Source organism: Roseibium litorale, assembly GCF_014842915.1.
Lineage (GTDB): Bacteria > Pseudomonadota > Alphaproteobacteria > Rhizobiales > Stappiaceae > Roseibium > Roseibium litorale.
On record NZ_JACYXI010000012.1, the window covers coordinates 39,437 to 56,951 of the forward strand.

12 protein-coding genes are annotated in these 17,515 nt (G+C 63.7%); 8 read left to right on the top strand and 4 right to left on the bottom strand.

Translation table 11 applies throughout. From position 1 onward, the window contains the following. Nucleotides 1-43: 43 nt before the first annotated feature. Nucleotides 44-889: a pyridoxal kinase gene (pdxY, locus tag IG616_RS17145; RefSeq protein ID WP_192149401.1), complete on the bottom strand. Its 846-nt coding sequence runs from the start codon at nt 887-889 to the stop codon at nt 44-46. Between the two features lie 486 nt (nt 890-1,375). On the opposite strand from pdxY, the gene IG616_RS17150 reads away from it, so the two are divergent. From IG616_RS17150 to IG616_RS17185, 8 genes are all read left to right on the top strand, one after another. After that, nucleotides 1,376-2,695 carry an MFS transporter gene (locus IG616_RS17150; protein ID WP_192149402.1) on the top strand — a complete coding sequence of 440 codons (1,320 nt, stop codon included), beginning with the start codon at nt 1,376-1,378 and terminating at the stop codon, nt 2,693-2,695. Then, nucleotides 2,692-4,038, top strand: coding sequence for a lysine N(6)-hydroxylase/L-ornithine N(5)-oxygenase family protein (locus IG616_RS17155; protein ID WP_192149403.1), 1,347 nt, complete (start codon nt 2,692-2,694; stop codon nt 4,036-4,038). Before IG616_RS17150 ends, IG616_RS17155 begins: the two co-directional genes overlap by 4 nt. 66 nt (nt 4,039-4,104) lie before the next feature. Further along, nucleotides 4,105-5,982 (top strand): IucA/IucC family protein, encoded by a 1,878-nt coding sequence (locus IG616_RS17160; protein ID WP_192149404.1) that lies wholly within the window; start codon nt 4,105-4,107, stop codon nt 5,980-5,982. Continuing rightward, nucleotides 5,982-7,058: a GNAT family N-acetyltransferase gene (locus tag IG616_RS17165; RefSeq protein ID WP_192149405.1), complete on the top strand. Its 1,077-nt coding sequence runs from the start codon at nt 5,982-5,984 to the stop codon at nt 7,056-7,058. The genes IG616_RS17160 and IG616_RS17165 overlap by 1 nt, the downstream gene beginning before the upstream one ends. After that, nucleotides 7,055-8,839: an IucA/IucC family protein gene (locus IG616_RS17170; protein ID WP_192149406.1), complete on the top strand. Its 1,785-nt coding sequence runs from the start codon at nt 7,055-7,057 to the stop codon at nt 8,837-8,839. The genes IG616_RS17165 and IG616_RS17170 overlap by 4 nt, the downstream gene beginning before the upstream one ends. Nucleotides 8,840-8,997: 158 nt before the next feature. After that, on the top strand, nt 8,998-11,211 hold the full coding sequence (locus IG616_RS17175; protein ID WP_192149407.1) for a TonB-dependent receptor: 2,214 nt from the start codon (nt 8,998-9,000) through the stop codon (nt 11,209-11,211). Nucleotides 11,212-11,275: 64 nt separating this feature from the next. Further along, nucleotides 11,276-12,547 carry an MFS transporter gene (locus IG616_RS17180; protein ID WP_192149408.1) on the top strand — a complete coding sequence of 424 codons (1,272 nt, stop codon included), beginning with the start codon at nt 11,276-11,278 and terminating at the stop codon, nt 12,545-12,547. Next, the gene (locus tag IG616_RS17185; protein ID WP_192149409.1) at nt 12,544-13,650 is read left to right on the top strand and encodes a siderophore-interacting protein; all 1,107 of its coding nucleotides are present in this window, start codon (nt 12,544-12,546) and stop codon (nt 13,648-13,650) included. The genes IG616_RS17180 and IG616_RS17185 overlap by 4 nt, the downstream gene beginning before the upstream one ends. 296 nt (nt 13,651-13,946) lie before the next feature. On the opposite strand, the gene IG616_RS17190 is transcribed toward IG616_RS17185, so the two are convergent. From IG616_RS17190 to IG616_RS17200, 3 genes are read right to left on the bottom strand one after another with little or no spacing between them, the layout of a single operon-like run. After that, entirely contained in the window at nt 13,947-15,302 is a 1,356-nt protein-coding gene (locus IG616_RS17190) for an aspartate aminotransferase family protein (RefSeq protein WP_192149410.1), read from the bottom strand. A 9-nt stretch (nt 15,303-15,311) separates the two neighbouring features. After that, the gene (locus IG616_RS17195) at nt 15,312-15,956 is read right to left on the bottom strand and encodes an HAD-IA family hydrolase (RefSeq protein ID WP_192149411.1); all 645 of its coding nucleotides are present in this window, start codon (nt 15,954-15,956) and stop codon (nt 15,312-15,314) included. Continuing rightward, nucleotides 15,953-17,440, bottom strand: a complete 1,488-nt coding sequence (locus IG616_RS17200) for an aldehyde dehydrogenase family protein (protein ID WP_192149412.1) — start codon at nt 17,438-17,440, stop codon at nt 15,953-15,955. The genes IG616_RS17195 and IG616_RS17200 overlap by 4 nt, the downstream gene beginning before the upstream one ends. Between the last annotated feature and the right edge of the window lie 75 nt (nt 17,441-17,515).

A 17,515-nucleotide genomic window follows, 5' to 3' on the forward strand; every position in this document is an offset into this window, starting at 1 on the left:
GGCCGGGGTCTTTTGGCGTCTGGCTCTTCGTTTTGCGAAGCGGCTAGGGCGTCAGGGTCAGCAGGGCTTCCCGGAAAGAAGGCTCGCTCAGCACCACTTCGCCAGCGCCGAGAGCGGCTGCGTGGCGCAGGGCGCGGGCGGTCAGTGTCTGGGCGGTCTCAACGGATCGCTCAAAGGGCAAGCCACGGCCAAGCCCGGCGATGATCAGCCCGGCGAACAGGTCGCCGGTTCCCGGAAGGGCGATCGGGAGATGCTCGGTGGGGTGACGGCTGAGGCCGTCCGGTCCCATGATGACGCTCTCGATATGGCCCTCCGGCGTATCTTCCAAGGCGCAGCCGGTCGCGATCAGCCGGGTGGACGGGGAAACGCCAAGCAGGCGGCTCGCCTCCCGGATGTCATCGATTGACCTGATCGTCTGGCCCGTCAGCCAGGACAGCTCAAATGGGTTCGGCGTGGCAATGTCCGCCTGGGGCAGAAGCCGGGTGCGCATGACATCGGCGATTGTTTCGGGCACGTAAAGGCCCGGCCCCTCATCCCCCATCACCGGATCGCACAGGTAGATCAGGTCAGGATTGCGGGCCTTGGCCTCGGCCACGAAGTCTGCGGTCATCTTGGCAACCTCCACGGAGCCGATGTAGCCGCTGACGATGTAGCTCGCCCGCTCGGGTAATCCGCGCTCACGGGCTCCCTGCAGCAGATCGGAAAAGAACTCCGGCGGCAGCGCCTGACCGCGCAGGGTCGGGTAATCCGGTGTGTTGGAAAAGATCACGGTCGGGATGGCGGCGGCTTCCAGTCCGGCGGCCTGCATGGGAAACAGGGCAGCGGAATTGCCCACGTGGCCGAAGACCACCTGGCTCTGGATCGAGATGACAAAGGGCGGACGTTTCATTTCATATCTTCCAGGCGTTTGCTCCAGTCGGGGACCCGGCCTCTGCGGCCAAGACAAGCCGGGTAGTCCGCCAGCTCAATGACAGCTGTCATGCGTCAAACTCCAGAAAGTGACCGGCGATGGGGGATGATGAGGAGGGCAGGAGGAAAACGATGACTTGAGAGGCGGGAAAAGCAGTGTGGCATTTCCTGCGGCTTCGGCAAATACCCTGCCACTCAAATAACCGTTTGGGCCTGCTTGCTGGTCCAGGTTCTGCAGGCAGGCGCAGCCCGCCGCCTGCTTCTACTTTTCCCACCAAATTTACGGGGTTGCCGGAGTGCCGGAAATGCAGATGCCGTGCGGGTTTGCGCAAGCCGGGGGCTTCGGCCGGCGGCCGCAGGGCAACGGAAACCTGCCTCAATCATATTTACATGAGTATTTGACTCAGGTATTAGTTCGATCCGTTAAAACCTGAAATTGTACCTTCGAACAATCCCAAGGTGACGAATGCGGGCATTGATGCTGGCTCTCGGGGCCAATGCGTTTCATCAGGCGGCGCTTATCGCCCTGGTTCCGGTCTTGCAGGCGCTTTATGGCGTCCCGCTTGCCGTTCTGGGCGCGCTCGTCGGCCTGGGACTTCTGGTTGCAGCAGCTGCCGTTCCCCTCTGGGGCAGGGCGGCGGCGGCAGCTGGGCTGCGCCTGGCGCTGTCCGCAGCCCTGACCGGCGCCTGCGCCGGGGTCGTGCTCATGGGTGGGAGCCTTTTCCTGGTGGCGCGGGATCTTATTGATGCCACGGCGGGATTTGCCCTGCTGGCCGCTGGGCGGCTGCTGTTCAGCCTGAGCGCGCCCGCGCTTTTGCCGCTGGTCCAAAGCGCTGACGGTTTGCTGCCGGCCCGGCCATCCGGTTCAGGCGGCGCGGGCAGAGGCACGCTTGCCGGTCACATTGGCCGGGTGAATGCCATGAACGGCTTTGGCCGTCTGGCCGGCAATGCGCTGATCGCGCCTCTGCTTGCCTTTGGCCCCTGGGTGCCTGCGGTTCTGCCGCTGCCGGTCTATCTCGCCGCTCTGATGGTTCTCCTGCGCCAGGCGGGATCTGGCGGCGCGCGGCTGAAGAAGAGCCCGGCGGTCATGGCTGATGCAGCCAATGGTGCGCCGCGGGCGGCTCTCCGATGGCGGCCGCTTTCCGGCCCGCTTGCCTTCGGCTTCCTTCTGCAGCTTGCCGCCGGTGCGTCCTATGTTCTGCTCGGCCCGGTTATCGCCTCCCGGCTCGGGCTCGGGGCCGAGGCGGCGGCGGGTGCGGCAGGCTTTTGTCTTGCGGCTGCGGTGGCAACCGGTCTGGCTGTTCAGCTTGGTCTTGAGCGCCTCGTCGGCCCGCGCCTGCAGTTGGGCCGTCTGGCGGGCGCTGTCCTGTGCGCCCTCGGCCTCGGCCTCTTGTCGGCAGCAAACAGTCTGCTGGTTCTCGCCGCCGCCGCATCGCTGATGGCCGCAGGTGTTTCGGCGGCGCTGGGCGCCAACACGGCCTTTACCATTGAGCTTGGCCGAGAGCAGAACCAGGGCGGGGCCGGGGGCACGATTGCCGCCACGCGGCTCAGCAGCGTTCAGTTTGCCGGGCTCGCCGCCGGCGCCTTTTTGGGCGGCGCCCTTGGCGGGACGGATCTGAACGGCGCCCTTGTCGTCTTCACCATCATGGCGGCTCTGGCAGCCCTTCCATCTTTGGCCGCTGTCCTTGCCGTGGGCCGGGAGAGGCGAGGCCGCGAGCCCTCCAGCTCCCTGTCACTTGATCCGGTTCTTCCCACAACTGCTGTCCGTAAAGGAGCATCTGAATGACTCCCGTTCTCGAAATGCGCCCGCCTGCCGCCGCGCCAAAGGGCGTGCTTGATGTTGCCGGTGTCGGTGTTGGCCCCTTCAATCTCAGCATCGCCGCCTTGCTCGACCATGTGCAGGGCATTGAGGCGCGCTTCTTTGAAAAGAAGCAGAAGTTTGCCTGGCACCAGGGCCTGATGTTTCCCGGTTCGATCCTGCAAACCTCCTTCCTGAAGGATCTGGTGACACCGGTTCTGCCCACCAGTCCGCATTCCTTCACCGCCTTCCTGGTGGAGAAGAAGCGGTTTTACGATTTCCTCTCCGGCCGTTTTACTGGTGTGACCCGGATGGAATTCAATGAATATCTGCAATGGGTCAGTGGGCGGCTGGAGAGCTTGGTCTTTGGCGAGGAGGCCAGCGCCGTGCGTCTCGACGGCAACCGCCTCCGGCTGGAATTTGCGGGCGGGCGGACGGAGCTGACCCGGAACCTGATTGCGGGGGCGGGGATGATGCCCTTCTTTCCGCCTTGCACCGCGCCACATGTCGGGCCGGATTGCTTCCATGCCGGAACCTATCTGAGCCACCCGCGCAGCTTTGCGGGCAAACGCGTGGCGGTCATTGGCGGTGGGCAGACGGGGGCGGAAATCGTTCTCGACCTGCTGACCCGGTCCGAGGGCGCGCCCGCGCATGTCAGCTGGATCAGCAATCTGGCGCGGTTTTCGCCGCTGGAAGAAGGCGGTTTTGTCGATCAGGTGTTCACGCCTGGCTATGTCTCTGCCTATCAGACCCTGAATGACGACGCCCGGCGGAGCGAGATTTCCGGTCAGAAGCTTGCGAGCGACGGCATCACGCCGATAACGGTCGATACGCTGTTTGCGGAGATCTACCGGCGGCGGCACCTGATGGGCGAGAACTGCATTTCTCTGCTGCCGGGCCGTAACCTTGAGGCCATGGACCGGCAGAACGGCAGTTTTCTGCTGCGCACCCGCGCCCTGCCAAGCGGCGGGGACGAGTTTTACAACGCCGACATTGTGATCCTTGCCACCGGGGCAAGACCGGCGCTTCCCGCCTGTCTCGAGCCGCTGCGCTCCCGGATGGATCTCGACGCCAACGGCCTGCCGGTGCTGGATGCCAGCTACCGGATCCAGTGGGACGGCCCGGCAGGCGTCAGCCTGTTCGGCCTCAATCTCGGCCTGTCCTCCCACGGCATCGTTGATCCGCAGATGAGCCTGATGGCCTGGCGCAGTGCCGTGATCATCAACGCGCTGACAGGGCAGGACGTGTTCGACGTCAGCGCAGGACCGGAGCTGGTCGACTGGCCGAAGCGGCTGCCGGACGAAACCCCCATGACCCGCGCCGCCAGCTAATGCTGCCCGCCCCTATGCCCTTGAGGGCAGGGGCCTCACCCTATCCTGAAGTGACGAGGAAACGGCATGAACCAGCTTCTGCCAACAAAACGGATTGTGCCCGCCGAACCGCAAATACTGCCCATGAGCGCAGCGGCGCTGGCCGGCCATTCCGCCGCAAGCGCCTTTTTAAATGCCTTGCTGCGCGAATGGGACGGCTGGCGTCCGCTCGGCCCGGCCGAACGGTCAGCGCTTGAACCAAATCTGCCGGAGGGCTTTACCCCTGAGGGCGGCGAGATCCTGACCCTGCCGCTGGCCAGTGGCGATGCGTTGCTGGTCCATGCCCCCGCCCGCACCGCCTTCCGGGTTGCCGTGGGTCTGCCCTTCTGTCTCCTGGGGCGCGATGGCAGTCTTCGGACGGTTCCGCTTGCAACAGCTCTTTCGCTGCTTGTTACCGACCCTGTGGCCAGCGCCGGAGAGCCGGATTTGCAGATGAAGCTGCTGCAGCGGGTCGTGGATAGCCATCTGGCGGTGGAGGAGGCCTTCCGGCTGCGGACGCCTCCCGGTTTGGCGTCGGACTGGAATTTCCAAGAGGGCGAGCAGGCGCTGACCGGCGGCCATGCGACCCACCCCAATCCGCGCAGCCGCGACGGTCTGGATCTGGAAGAAGCCCGGCGCTTTGCCCCGGATCTTGGCGGGCGCTTTCCCCTGTTCTGGTGCCTGGCGCACCGCTCCGTCCTGGTTCTTGCCAGCGGCACGCTGATCCCGGCGGAACAGATGCTCCGTTCGCTTGCTGGCAGCGATCCCTCGTTGCCGGAAACCCTGCGCCAGCCGGAAGACGGTTTCGTGCCGCTGCCCTGGCATCCGTTCCAGGCGCCAAAGCTTCTGGCCCGGCCGGAGGTGATAACGCTCATCCGCGACGGCTGGCTCAAGCCTCTGGGAGAACTTGGCCAGTCTTTTGCGGCAACCGGCTCTTTCCGGGGCGTTCATGCTTGGCACGCGCCGTCGATGCTGAAATTCTCCTTGTCCCTCAGGTTGACCAACTCCCGCCGCACCTTGGCCGGCAAGGAAGTGGAGCGGGGGCTTCAGCTGGCCGAACTGCTGGATGGCCCCATTGGCGCCGCGCTGACGGAAGACTTCCCGCAGGTCTCGATCCTGCGCGAGCCTGCCTATGTGGCGCTGAAGGACCGGGAAGGCGAGGCGCTAGAGGAAAGCTTCGTCGTCCTGCGTGACAATCCGTTCCGCAATGCCGCTGCTCCCGGCCCGGTGATGATGGCGAGCCTGTGCGAACAGCGCCCGGACAGGCCGTCGCCTCTGGGCGCGCTGGTTCTTGCCCGCGCAGCGCGTGAGGGCGGTGACACGGAAGCGCTCGCGGAAAGCTGGCTTCAGACCTTCCTGGACGTGGCGATCCATCCGCTTCTGGAAATCCGCGCCCGCTACGGCCTTCTGTTCGGCGCCCACCAGCAGAACATGACGATCGCTCTTGAAGAGGGCTGGCCCGCCCATCTGTGGCTGCGCGACTGCCAGGGCACGGGGCATCTGACCACCCATCACGACATGCTGGCCCGGCATCTGCCGGATATTGGCAAGAACGCCGGGAATGTGCTGAGCCCGGAGCTCGGCGACGGGCTCTTTTGTTACTACGTCATCGTCAACAACGTGATGAGCGTCATCGCCACGCTCGTGCTGGACGGCCTGATTTCCGAGGAGCGGGCCAACCGCTGCCTGCTCGCCTTTCTGGAGCGGGAAAAGGCGCAAAGCCAAGGCGATACCAGCCTCTACGAGTTTCTGCTGAACCGGCCAAGCTGGGTCAGCAAGGGCAACTACCGCACCAGCCTCAGCAATGTGAACGAGGCCTCGGGCGACGGCTCGGGCCAGCTCGCCAGCTTTCTTGAAATCCCGAACCCGCTGCTGGCGCTGAAGCGCGCAGCGGACACGGCATCCCAAACACCGGAGACAGTCTGATGAACTTTCACGCCGCTGCAAACACACCCGTGCAGGACGCCGGATATGCCAGCGCCCGCCTGCGTCTAGCTCCCGGCAATGGCCCAGCTCTAACAGCGAGCCCGGACGCCCCGGACAGTGTGAAGCTTCTTCTGGCCGGCCAGCCTTTTGCAAATGCCCGTTTGTCCTCTGCGGGGGATACGCCAGTGCTGGCCCTAAAGTTTGACGAAGCCGACCCAGCGCCGGAGCAGGTGCCCGGCGCGGCGCTTCTGGCGCTGGAAGCGGTCTTCGCGCAAAACGGCGGTCTCGACCGGCTGATCCTCGATCTTGGGCACGCAGCGCTTACCCTGCGCGATCTGCCCTTCGCCCATCCGGTGGCCCAAGGTAAGGATTGTGGTCTCGAAGTTCGCCGGGATGGCTTCTACCAGACGGATCAGCTCTGGCTCGGGCATACGCCGTCCGGACGGTTGCGCACCGGCTTTGTACCCGGCCCGGATGGCCGGGACCATCCGCTGCGCCCGCCCCATCCGCAAGGCGTGGTCTATGAGCGCTACGATCCGGTTGCGGATGTGACCGTCTCGTTCCGCACGGTCGATATCGACCGGGATCTCGACACCTTCCACCGCTGGATGAACGATGGCCGGGTCGCCTATTTCTGGGAGCTGGCCTGGGAAAAGCCGAAGCTGCGCGACTATCTCGCGGCTTTTGAGGCGCGGCCCCACACCTATCCGCTGATCGGCTGCTTCAACGGCGAGGACGCCGGTTACTTTGAAACCTATTGGGTGCGGGAAGACCGGCTCGGGCCGTTCTATGACAGCGGGCCCTGGGACCGGGCCTGGCACGGGCTGATCGGTGAGCGCAAGCATCTGGGCCGCGCCAAGACCGGCGCTTGGCTGCGCGGGCTGATCCATTATCTCTTCCTCGATTGCCCCATGACTGAGAATATCATGGGCGAGCCGCGTGTCGACAATGCCAAGCTGCTCAGTTACGCGGCGGAGGTCGGCTATGAGAAGGTCGGGGAGTTCGACTTCCCGCACAAGCGCTCGGCCCTGATGCGCTGCACCCGCGACCGCTTCTTCTCCGAGGTGCGGCTATGAACGCGCCCTTTGCGCTGAGTTCACCGGCGGAGAGCAGGGCAGCCGCCCAGAAACTGTGGGAGGAGGTCTGCTGGACGGCTCTTGCCAAGATGCTGGACGAGCTGACCTATGAAGAGGTTCTGGTCCCGGAAGCGGAAGGTGAGGGGCGCTACGTCCTGCCGCTCGCCTCCGGCGTGACCTGGCGGTTCGAGGCGGCCACAGGCGCCTGGGGCAATCTCCTGACTCGCAGCGGCACGATCCGCCGGGAGCCGGAAGGCGCACCCTCACCGCTGCAATTCACCCTGGATGCGCGGGCCGAACTGGGCATGGCGCCCGAAACGCTGGCGACCTTCCTGCGCGAACTGTCCAACACCTTGCGGCAGGACCTGGTCCTGCGGCAGAAGACCGCTGGGCTCAGTGCAGACAGGCTTCTGGATCTGCCGGTGCATGTGCTGCACGGCCTTCTCGAAGGCCACCCGAAGGCGGTTGCCAACAAGGGCCGTCTTGGCTGGGGCGCGGAGGATGCCGCCCGCTATGCGCCGGAATCTGCCGAACCCTTTTCTCTTCTCTGGCTGGCGGCAGCCAGGACCAACTGCCGGACAGGCGGGGAGGGGGATGAGGCGGCATTTCTCACCCAGCAGCTGGGGGAGAGCGAGGCTGGAAAGCTGCTCTCCCGGCTGGCGGACAAAGGCCTCTGCCTGGAGACCCATACGCTGATCCCGGTTCATCCCTGGCAGTGGGACAATGTGATCCAGCAGGCCTATGTCGGCGATCTGGCGACGGGTGATCTGGTGTTCCTTGGCAGTTTTGGCGGCCGCTTCGTGGCCGGTCCCAGCTTGCGCACATTGACCAGCATTGACCGTCCGGGGGCGGCGGATGTGAAGGTGGCGCTGACCATCCTGAACACCTCCGCCTGGCGCGGCATTCCGGGCAAATACATTGCCATTGGCGCTGCCCTGTCGGACTGGCTGGAGGGGATTGTCGCCTCGGATGAGCTGCTCGCCCGGCATGTGACGATCCTGAGGGAATCGCGGGGCATCTGGTACCGCCATCCGCTCTTCGGCCAGATGACGGATGCGCCCTATCAGCACGGCGAGACGCTCGGTGTGATCTGGCGGGACAGTGCCTCTGCCCGGGTGGGACCGCACCGCCGGGCCTGTCTCTACGCGGCGCTGCTGCATCCGGATGCGGACGGGCGGCCTTTGGCGGTTGCCCATGCGCAGCGCGCAGGGATGGCCTTCGAGGATTGGCTGAAACGCCTGTTCGAGGTCAGCGTGGTGCCGCTCTACCACATGCTCTGCCGCTTCGGCACGGGCTTCATCGCCCATGGCCAGAACATCACCGTGGTGCTGGAGCGGGACGTTCCCGCGGGCATCGCCATCAAGGATCTGCAAGGGGACGTGGATCTGGTGAATGTGCCCTTTCCGGAACAAGCGGGACTGCCCGATGAGGTGCGGGCCGTGCTGCCGTCAAAGCCGCCGGCCTATATCGTGCACAACATCCAGACGGCGCATTTCGTCACGGTGCTGCGGTTTTTCTCGTCGCGGCTGGCCGCTTGCGGCGTTCTTGCCGAAGACCGGTTCTACGCGCTGCTGTCCGGAGTGCTTCAGGCCTATCTAAAGGCTTATCCGGATCTCGCCGAGCGGCACAGGATGTTCGACCTGTTCAATCCCGCAATGCCGCGGGTGTGCATCAACAAGGTGCGTTTTGCGATCGGCTATGGCGATGCAGCGCAGCGTCCCTTGCCTGCGCTCGGCACGGATCTTCTCAATCCGTTGATCTGTGGCGAAAATGTGACGTGATTGCAACACTGCAACTAAAGCAATCAGTTACAGCGAGAATAAACTTGAATATTTGAGATAAGTATGAGGTATGTATCCGCAAAATTGCATAGCCAGGCCGGTCTCAGGCCAAGCCACCGCAGACTTCTCCAAACACTTCACGCGACAGGCAGCCAGCTATGCATATCAGGACACTTGCGCTGACGACGACAGCGCTTCTTTCGGCACTTCCAGCCTTGGCCCAGGACGGTAGCGACACCAGGACGGCAACGACGCTCGATCAGATCGTTGTTACGGCAGGCCGCAACGAGGCCGAAATCAGCACGCTGGCACAATCCGTCGTCGTCATCGACCAGGAGCAGATCGAGAATGCCAATTTCGGTTCCACCGATGCGGCTGATCTGATCGCCCGGCTTGTGCCCGGCTTCGCGCCGTCGAACCAGACCCTGTCCGGTGCTTCCGAAACCTTCCGCGGCCGCGACGTGCTGATCATGGTCGACGGCGTGCCGCGCAACACGCCGCTGCGCGACAACTCCCGCATCCTCTCCATGATCGATCTGTCGACCATTGAGCGGATTGAGGTCGTCAACGGCTCTTCCAGTCTTTATGGCGCCGGCGCGACGGGCGGAACGATCAACTTCATCACCAAGCGCGGCTTGGAAGACGGAATCCGCACCACCATCACGACCGGGGTCTCCGCCTATACCCAGGACATCGGCAATTCCATTGCTCCGCAGGTTAGCGCGAATGTGGAAGGCCGGATCCGGCAATTCGACTATTTCTTCTCCGTATCCGGCGATATGACCCGCAAGGCCTACGACGGCCAGGGCCGGGAGATGGCCTCCGATGCCATGCTCGGCCAAGGCGGCGCAGACCGGACGAAGCAAGGTAACCTTTTCACCAAGCTGGGATATGAGAACGAGGGCCGCCGCTTCGACCTGAGCTTTGACTGGACCTATCTGGAGCAGAACCCGGACTGGCTGACCAATTACAACACCTCTCCGGTGTCGCCGGACTATTCGTCTCCCTATGTGGGCGATCCGCTGAAGGAAGATTCCAAGTATCTGACCGGCAAGTTCACCGACGAGAACTTTGCCCTCGGCAAACTCGCTGTGACAGCGTTCTACAATTCGATCGAAAAGCAGAGCCCCTTCAACACGCTCTCCTCCGTCAACTCGATCGTCTATTATTCTGGCAACCGCACCAGCCCGACTTCGCCCTATAACCAGAGCGTTCTGAACAGCGAGCGCGCTGGTATCAACGCAACGGTGAACAGCGCCGTCGACTGGCTGCGCCAGGGTGCGAACCTGACCTGGGGCATCGACTACACCTACGACCACACCACCCAGGAGTTGACAGACGGCACGACGGTCATTTCGCCGATGACCCAGAACCAGATCGGCGCCTTCGCCCAGCTGGAAGTTCCGGTGACCGACCGCCTGACCCTGCAGGGCGGCGCGCGGTTCGACCAGTTTTTCCTGACTGTGGATGACTTCGTCCGCCCGGCGGCGGTCCAGTACCGGTCATCGAGCGCCTACACGCTCTGGCCAGCGGTCAACGTGACCGGTGGCGACTTCAATTACAATTCGCCGACCTTCAACCTCGGCGCTGTGTTCGACATCACCGAAGAGGCTCAAGCCTTCGCGAATTTCTCGCAGGGTTATTCGCTGACGGATATCGGCAGTTTCACGCGGCGGGCCGGCGTGAATAGCCTCAGTGAGATCTGCGCAGCTTACGGCGCGCTGGCGGCAGCCTATGGTTGCTCCGGCTCGCCGACCTACGCAATCAACTACGCGTCCATTGCGCCCGAGCCGCAGCTCGTGAACTCCTATGAAGCCGGTCTCCGGGGAGACTGGGGCCGCTTCCGGGGCATGGTCAGCGCCTATCTCTCGACCTCGGAAAACGGTGTTTCCTACAACGTGACAACCAACCAGGTCTCCCAGCAGAAGGAACTGATCTGGGGGGTGGATGCCAGTGCCTCAGCTGATGTGCTCGACAATCTGACCCTCGGCACGGTCTTCTCCTATGTCGAGGGCAAGTATGACGCCGATGGCGACGGCGAGATCGAAGCGGGGGAATATCTGCCGAACAACCGCATTCCGAACAATTACAAGATCAACGTCTTTGGCGAAATGCGGTTCATGTACGACATCATGGCCCGGGCCGAGGTCGAGTATCTGTCCGGCCGCAACGTGACCTCGCAGGACCTGCCGGAAGTGACACTGGTCAATCTCGGCTTGTCCAAGGATTTCGGCAAGTCGGGCAAGCTGTCGCTGGCGGTGCGGAACGTCTTTGACACCAGCTACGTCAACCCGGTTGCCAGCGCTGTGCGCGGAGCGGAGGTGCCGGGTCTCGGCCGCACGATCGCTCTGACCTACCGCGTGACGTTCTGATCCTTCTGCCACCGCAGCTCTTCGCGCTGCGGTGGCTTTCTTCTTTTTTGGAAAGACCAGTGCCATGACAGGCGCCGAGAACAGCCGTCGGGACAAAAGCCGGATCCGTCTTTATGTGACGCTTGCCGGCCTTTACCTTGCCCAGGGTATCCCGACCTATCTGATTGCAGCAGCCCTGCCGCCCGTCCTGCGGGAGCAGGGCGTTTCGCGCACGGACATTGGCATCTTCTCTCTCCTGATGCTTCCGCTGGTGGTGAAATTTGCCTGGGCGCCGCTGGTGGACCGGATCCGCCTGCTGCCAATCGGCCACCGGCGCGGCTGGATCGTGCCGATGCAGCTGGTTAGTTCGGCTGCCATCCTGGCCATGGCTTTCATCGAGCCGGTCAATGTGACCGCTCTGTTCATCATCTGTATGATCATCTCCGTGAGCATGTCCACCCAGGACATCGCCACCGATGGCTATGCCACCCGCAAGCTGGAAGCTGCGGACCGGAGCGTCGGCAATGCCTGCCAGGGCGGCGCGGTTGCCTTCGGCGTGGTGATTGGAGGCAGCCTGTCGCTGTTCCTGTTCGAGACCTGGGGCTGGCAGCCGACTCTGCTGCTGGTGGCTGTGCTGACCTTGGTGCCGCTGGCCGTGACCCTGCTCATGGAGGAGGACGAGGCGGAAGATCAGTCCGCAAGCGGCCAGGTCCAGCGGCCACGTCCCTCCATCAAGGCGTTTTTCCGGCGTCCGGAGGCGGTTCAGATCCTGATCGTGGCGCTTGTGTTCCGCGCCAGCGAAGGCCTGGTGAAGGCCATGGAAGGGCCTTATCTGGTCGACGCGAAACTGCCCCTGTCCTGGATTGGCTATCTGTCGGGCGGTTCGGCAGCCACCGCAGGCCTCATCGGATCTGTCGCCGCTGTCGGGCTGATCCGCTGGCAGGGGACGACCGCCGCGCTGATCACGCTCGGCGTGCTCAGGACCCTCTGTTTCCTGATGTTCACCACCCACGCCATCGGCCTTTCGGACAGCATCTACACAGTGATGGGCGCTGCCGGGTTCCAGACCTTCATCCGCTATATGGAGATCGTGGTTCTCTATTCGCTGTTCATGTCCGTGTCGTCCAGGGAACAGCCGGGCACGGACTTCACCCTTCTCGCCTGCGCCCAGCTCGTGGTCTATCTGATCGGAACCAGCGTCTCCGGCGTTCTTGCCGACCGGCTGGGATATGGCACGCTGTTTGTCGTCTCGACCAGCCTGTCTGCACTTGCGGTCCTGCTGACCGCCCTGTTGCTCTACCGTAAGCTGCCGTCGCGTAAACAGGCCGTGCGGAAGTTTGAAGAAGCCCGCTCATGACGGCTGCCTTGCAATGCTCGGCCTCTGTCCTGCTTCCCGGCAGTGGCCCCACGCCGATGCTGGAGATGCTCGTCGCGGAGATGAACCGCCACAGCATGGATGTCACGCGTCTGTCTCCGGCAGAAGCGCTCCTCAATCTCGACGGCAACTTCGTCCGCCTCAAGGTCCGGGACGGGGAGGGGCTGCTCGTTTCCATTGAGGCGGGGGGCGTGGTGCCTCTGCACCGGATCAAGCAATGGCTCGTCGAGCATCTGGAAGAGCTGCTGCCGGGCAAAGCAGCTGGCCTGCGCTGGTCGGATGACCTTGAGCGGACCAGCGAAGTCCCGCCGCCCTATTTTCACGAGCTGACTGTCCTGCGCAAACGGGCGCTGAGCCCGCTCTTTCTGCGCCTAACCTTCCGGGTGGACGGCATGGACCGGTTGGGCCGTGACGGCATCCATGTGAAGCTTGCACTGCCGCCGGAGGGGCGCAAGCCGGTCTGGCCCACACTTGCCCTCAACGGCGGACTGAACCTGCCCGGCGGCGAGGACGCGCTCAGCCTGCGCTATTACACCATCCGGGCCGTAAGGCCGGAGGCAGGCGAGATCGACATCGATATCGTGCGGCACAAAGGCGGCGTGGTGTCGGACTGGGCGGAAACCTGTACGCCCGGTGCGGTGATAGGCCTTCTTGGGCCTGCCGGCTTCCAGCACCCGCCGCTTGCCGGGCCTCTCCTGATTGCAGCTGACAGCACGGCCGCCCCGGCCGCCGTCCGGATGATCGAGGCTTTGGCGGAGGATGCAGCCCGCAGCGGGGCAGCGGTCAGCGGCGGGGGGCATGTGTTCCTCGGTCTTGGGACGGGCGAAGACGCGCGCTCCTATCTGGAGGGGCTGGAGCTGTCTGCGCTTGGCCTGAGCATCCATGGTCTCGCACCGGAGACTTTCGATGCGGAAATCGAACCTGCCATCCGCTCAGCCTTTGATCAGACATCCCCCGTTTTCGCCTGGTTTGCCGGTGAACAGCAAACCGCGCAGCGCCTGCGCGCCCTGTTCCGCAAGACCTACGGCCTCGGCAAAGGCAGCCAATACGCCATTGCCTATTGGACCCGGGGCAATCCGGTTTAGCGGGCCGTGAGCCGTAAGCGCTGGCAGCAGTTGCGGCAAGGCTTTCCCCGAAAGATCAATGGGCTTTCTCAGGCCGGGGTCATCCATCGGTGGGGTCGTGGCGGAACTTCAAAGCCGTGGAGTCCGCCACGCCGGAATAGGCCGGCTGGTTCAACCATCACGGTCTTCTGAAGCCCATCGGAAACATCCTTCCGGCTGGAGCCGCAGAGCGATATGTGCCTATGCTCGACACACCAGCCATGGCCGTATGACCTAAACCAAACAGCCTCCGGAAAATCTGCCGCGGTTCAGGTGTCTCATGCGATCGCTTCGAAACCAGCGTCCAGGGCAGACAGGATGGTCTGGACGTTTTGCTGTGACAGCACGAGCGGCGGTGACATGATGATGTTGTTACCCGAAACACGCACCATCACACCGTTTTCATAGGTGACGCGATGCACCTTGCCGATCACCTGCTTGTTGACCGGCGTCTTGCTGGTGCGGTCGGACACGAGTTCGAGCGCGCACATAAGGCCGTGGCCGCCACGGACGTCACCGATGGCTTCGTGCTTGTCTGCGAGCTTCAACAGCCCCTCGTAGAGCTCAGCGCCGCGGGCAGCGGCATTGTTCTTGACCTGCAGCCGTTCCGTTTCCTTCAGACAGGCGATTGCCGCTGCGGCCCCCACCGGGTGACCGGAATAGGTGTAGCCGGAGCCGATGGCGCCCTTGCCGCTCTTGTCGTTTTCGAAGACCTCCGCCACGCCGTCGGCGACCATCACGGCGCCGAACGGAAAATAGCCATTGGTAATCGCCTTGGCCGTGCACATGAACTCAGGCTTGACGCCCCAATGGCGGGAACCGGACCACGATCCCGTCCGGCCGAAGGCCGTGATAACCTCATCGGCGATGAGAAGGATGCCGTATTTGTCGCAGAGGGAGCGTACGCCCGGCATGAAGCTTTCATGGGGCGGAATGACCCCGCCCGCGCCTAGCACCGGCTCCATGATGAAAGCGGCAATGGTTTCGGCGCCCTGGAACCGGATCTCGTCTTCAAGGGCCGCCAGACAAAATTGGGCGAGCCGGGCGGGATCAGTTTCGTTGAACGGATTGCGGTAGGTGTAGGGCGCTGGAATGTGATAGCAGCCCGGCATCAGCGGTTCATATTGGGTCCGGAAATTGGCGTTTCCGTTGACCGACGCCCCGAGCGTATGGGTCCCGTGATAGCCCTTCTTGAGGCTGAGGAACTTCACCCGGCCCGCTTCGCCTCTGATCTTGTGGTACTGCCGCGCCAGCCGCAGGGCGATCTCGACGCTGTCGGACCCGCCGGAGGTGAAGAATGCACGGGAAAGCCCGTCCGGCGCGAAGAAATCGCGCAGCATGGCACTGAGCTCGATCACCGCGTCGTTGGAGGTGCCGCGGAAGGTCGAATAATAGGGCAGCTTGTTCAGCTGCGCCGCAATGGCGTCCTTCACCGGCTGGCAGGAATAGCCGAGATTGACGTTCCAGAGACCGCCAACGGCATCAACCGTGCGGTGTCCGTCCACATCGACGATCTCGACACCCTCGCCCTCAACGATGATGTCGGGCGGGTTTGCCAGACTGTCTGCCGGATGCGCCATCGGATGCCACATGTGGCGGGCGTTGTTTTCCTTGAGAAAATTGTCGTCCTTCATCGGGGTCCCTCAGGTGCGTAGCAGTGAAAGCGCCTGGGCGTAGCTGTCGCCCGGCCGGGTCACGTCGAAGTGGACGAAAGGCATGCCGACCGCTTCCGCTCCCTTCAGGTTCTTCTTCTGGTCGTCAACGAAAACGCAGTCCGCAGACTTGATGCCGAGTCCTTCGGTGATGAAGCCGAAAGCCCGGGGATCGGGCTTCAGGATGCGGGTATAGGTCGCGTCGACGATCAGCTCGAAATCGGCGAGGAACGGCAGCTTCGCGCGGAAGTCTGCACCATAGAAGAGATCGAGCTCGTTCGACAGGATCGCCAGACGGTATCCTTCCGCTTTCGCGCTTGCAATTGCCTCCAGCGCCTCTGGCCGGATCACCGACGCCGGGTCCGCGCCGCGCACGCGGGCGATGAACTCGGGGAAAGTGGTCCAGGTTTCGCCCACAAGCGCGCCCGTCTCCTCCATGCGCAGGAACCAGTAGTCGCGCTCCGTCATCCCGCCGGCCTGCATCGCACGCCACGCAGAGTCCATTGCCGGATCGAAAGGGCCGCGCCAGGTCAGTGTTCCGGGCGCCAGGCCCAGTGCGGTCTCCGTCAGGTCATGTGTCTCGAACAGCGTCTTGGAAATGACACCGCCGAAGTCGAGAACGAGCGCGCGGGTCACAGCTTTATCCAGGCGGTCTTGAGGTCGAAAAACTTGTCGAAGGCGTGAAGCGACTTGTCATGGCCGTTGCCCGACTGCTTGACGCCGCCGAGCGGCACGGTGATATCCGCTCCGCCATAGGTGTTGACGTGAACCACGCCGGCCTTGACGGCACGGATCATCCGGTGGGCGCGCGACAGGTTTGCCGTCCAGACAGCGGCCGCAAGGCCGAACTGGGTTCCATTGGCGATCGCCACGGCTTCCTCCTCCGTGTCGAACGGAATGACGGCAAGAACAGGTCCGAAAACCTCTTCCTGAGCCAAGGCGTCCTCCGGCGAAACCCCGGCGACGATGGTCGGCGCCATGTAAAAGCCGCCGCTGTCTTCCCGCACCCGGTGCCCGCCCGTGACAATCGTCCGGCCCTTCGCGCGGGCCTCTGCCACGAAGCGCAGATTCTGGGCAAGCTGGCGCTCCGAATTGATCGCCCCTGCCGACGTCGCCGGATCGAGCGGATCGCCTACAACCATTGCCTCCGCCACCGACTTGAGCTTCGCGACGAAGGCGTCATGGATGGTGCGCTCGACCAGCAGCCGGGACCCGGCAACGCAAACCTGACCCGAATTGCGGAAGATCCCATGGGCCGAGACCTTGGCGGCCTCATCCAGGTCCGGGGCGTCGGCAAAGACGATGTTCGGCGACTTGCCGCCCAGTTCGAGATAGACACGCTTGAAGTTCGACCGCGCCGACGCCTCAAGAAGCCGCCGGCCGGTGGGGCCGGAACCGGTGAAGACCAGAACGTCCACATCCATGCTCTCGGCGATCGCAGCCCCCACAGTCGCGCCTTCGCCCGTCACGACATTGAGCACACCGCGCGGCAATCCAGCATCCAAGGCCAGCTCCGCGATCCGGAGCAACGTCAGGGACGCGGTCTCCGCCGGCTTCAGGACAACCGTGCATCCCGCGGCAAGCGCCGGGCCGAGCTTCCAGGCGCCGATCATCAGGGGAAAGTTCCAGGGTACGATCGCGCCAACGACACCCGCAGGTTCGCGATGGACCAGCCCCAACGTGCCCGGAGCGGCCGGTGCGATTTCGCCGTAGAGTTTGTCGGCAGCCTCGGCGAAGTAGCGGATCGTTGCTGCCGCGGATACCGGTTCCGCCTTGAAGGCCATCGAGATCTCGGTGCCGTTGTTGCGGACACCGAGCACGGCGAGCTCCAGCGCGTGCGCATCGACGAGATCAGCCCACTTGAGCAGAACCGCCTTGCGCGCAGCCGGAGACAGGCCCGACCAGCGTCCGTCGTCGAAGGCTTTCCGGGCCGCGGATATGGCTGCGGCTGCATCGTCTGCGGTCCCGCGCGGCATCGTGGTCAGCACCGAGCCGTCAAGCGGGGAGACGACATCCATCGTGCCGCCGCCGGAAGCCTGGCAACGTGCGCCGTCGATGACGTGAGCCGCCGGAGCAACAGGTGCGTCCCGCAATGCGGTCAGCTTTTCTCGGTCAATCATTGGTTTATTATTCTCACCATCATTTCATATATCGTGCCAATCCGCACGCTGCCTGTCAATCGCGAAAACGCCGCA

Coding starts and splice junctions, on each gene's coding strand:
- pdxY (WP_192149401.1), bottom strand. CDS start 889: ATGAAACGTCCGCCCTTTGTCATCTCGATCCAGAGCCAGGTGGTCTTC.
- IG616_RS17150 (WP_192149402.1), top strand. CDS start 1,376: ATGCGGGCATTGATGCTGGCTCTCGGGGCCAATGCGTTTCATCAGGCG.
- IG616_RS17155 (WP_192149403.1), top strand. CDS start 2,692: ATGACTCCCGTTCTCGAAATGCGCCCGCCTGCCGCCGCGCCAAAGGGC.
- IG616_RS17160 (WP_192149404.1), top strand. CDS start 4,105: ATGAACCAGCTTCTGCCAACAAAACGGATTGTGCCCGCCGAACCGCAA.
- IG616_RS17165 (WP_192149405.1), top strand. CDS start 5,982: ATGAACTTTCACGCCGCTGCAAACACACCCGTGCAGGACGCCGGATAT.
- IG616_RS17170 (WP_192149406.1), top strand. CDS start 7,055: ATGAACGCGCCCTTTGCGCTGAGTTCACCGGCGGAGAGCAGGGCAGCC.
- IG616_RS17175 (WP_192149407.1), top strand. CDS start 8,998: ATGCATATCAGGACACTTGCGCTGACGACGACAGCGCTTCTTTCGGCA.
- IG616_RS17180 (WP_192149408.1), top strand. CDS start 11,276: ATGACAGGCGCCGAGAACAGCCGTCGGGACAAAAGCCGGATCCGTCTT.
- IG616_RS17185 (WP_192149409.1), top strand. CDS start 12,544: ATGACGGCTGCCTTGCAATGCTCGGCCTCTGTCCTGCTTCCCGGCAGT.
- IG616_RS17190 (WP_192149410.1), bottom strand. CDS start 15,302: ATGAAGGACGACAATTTTCTCAAGGAAAACAACGCCCGCCACATGTGG.
- IG616_RS17200 (WP_192149412.1), bottom strand. CDS start 17,440: ATGATTGACCGAGAAAAGCTGACCGCATTGCGGGACGCACCTGTTGCT.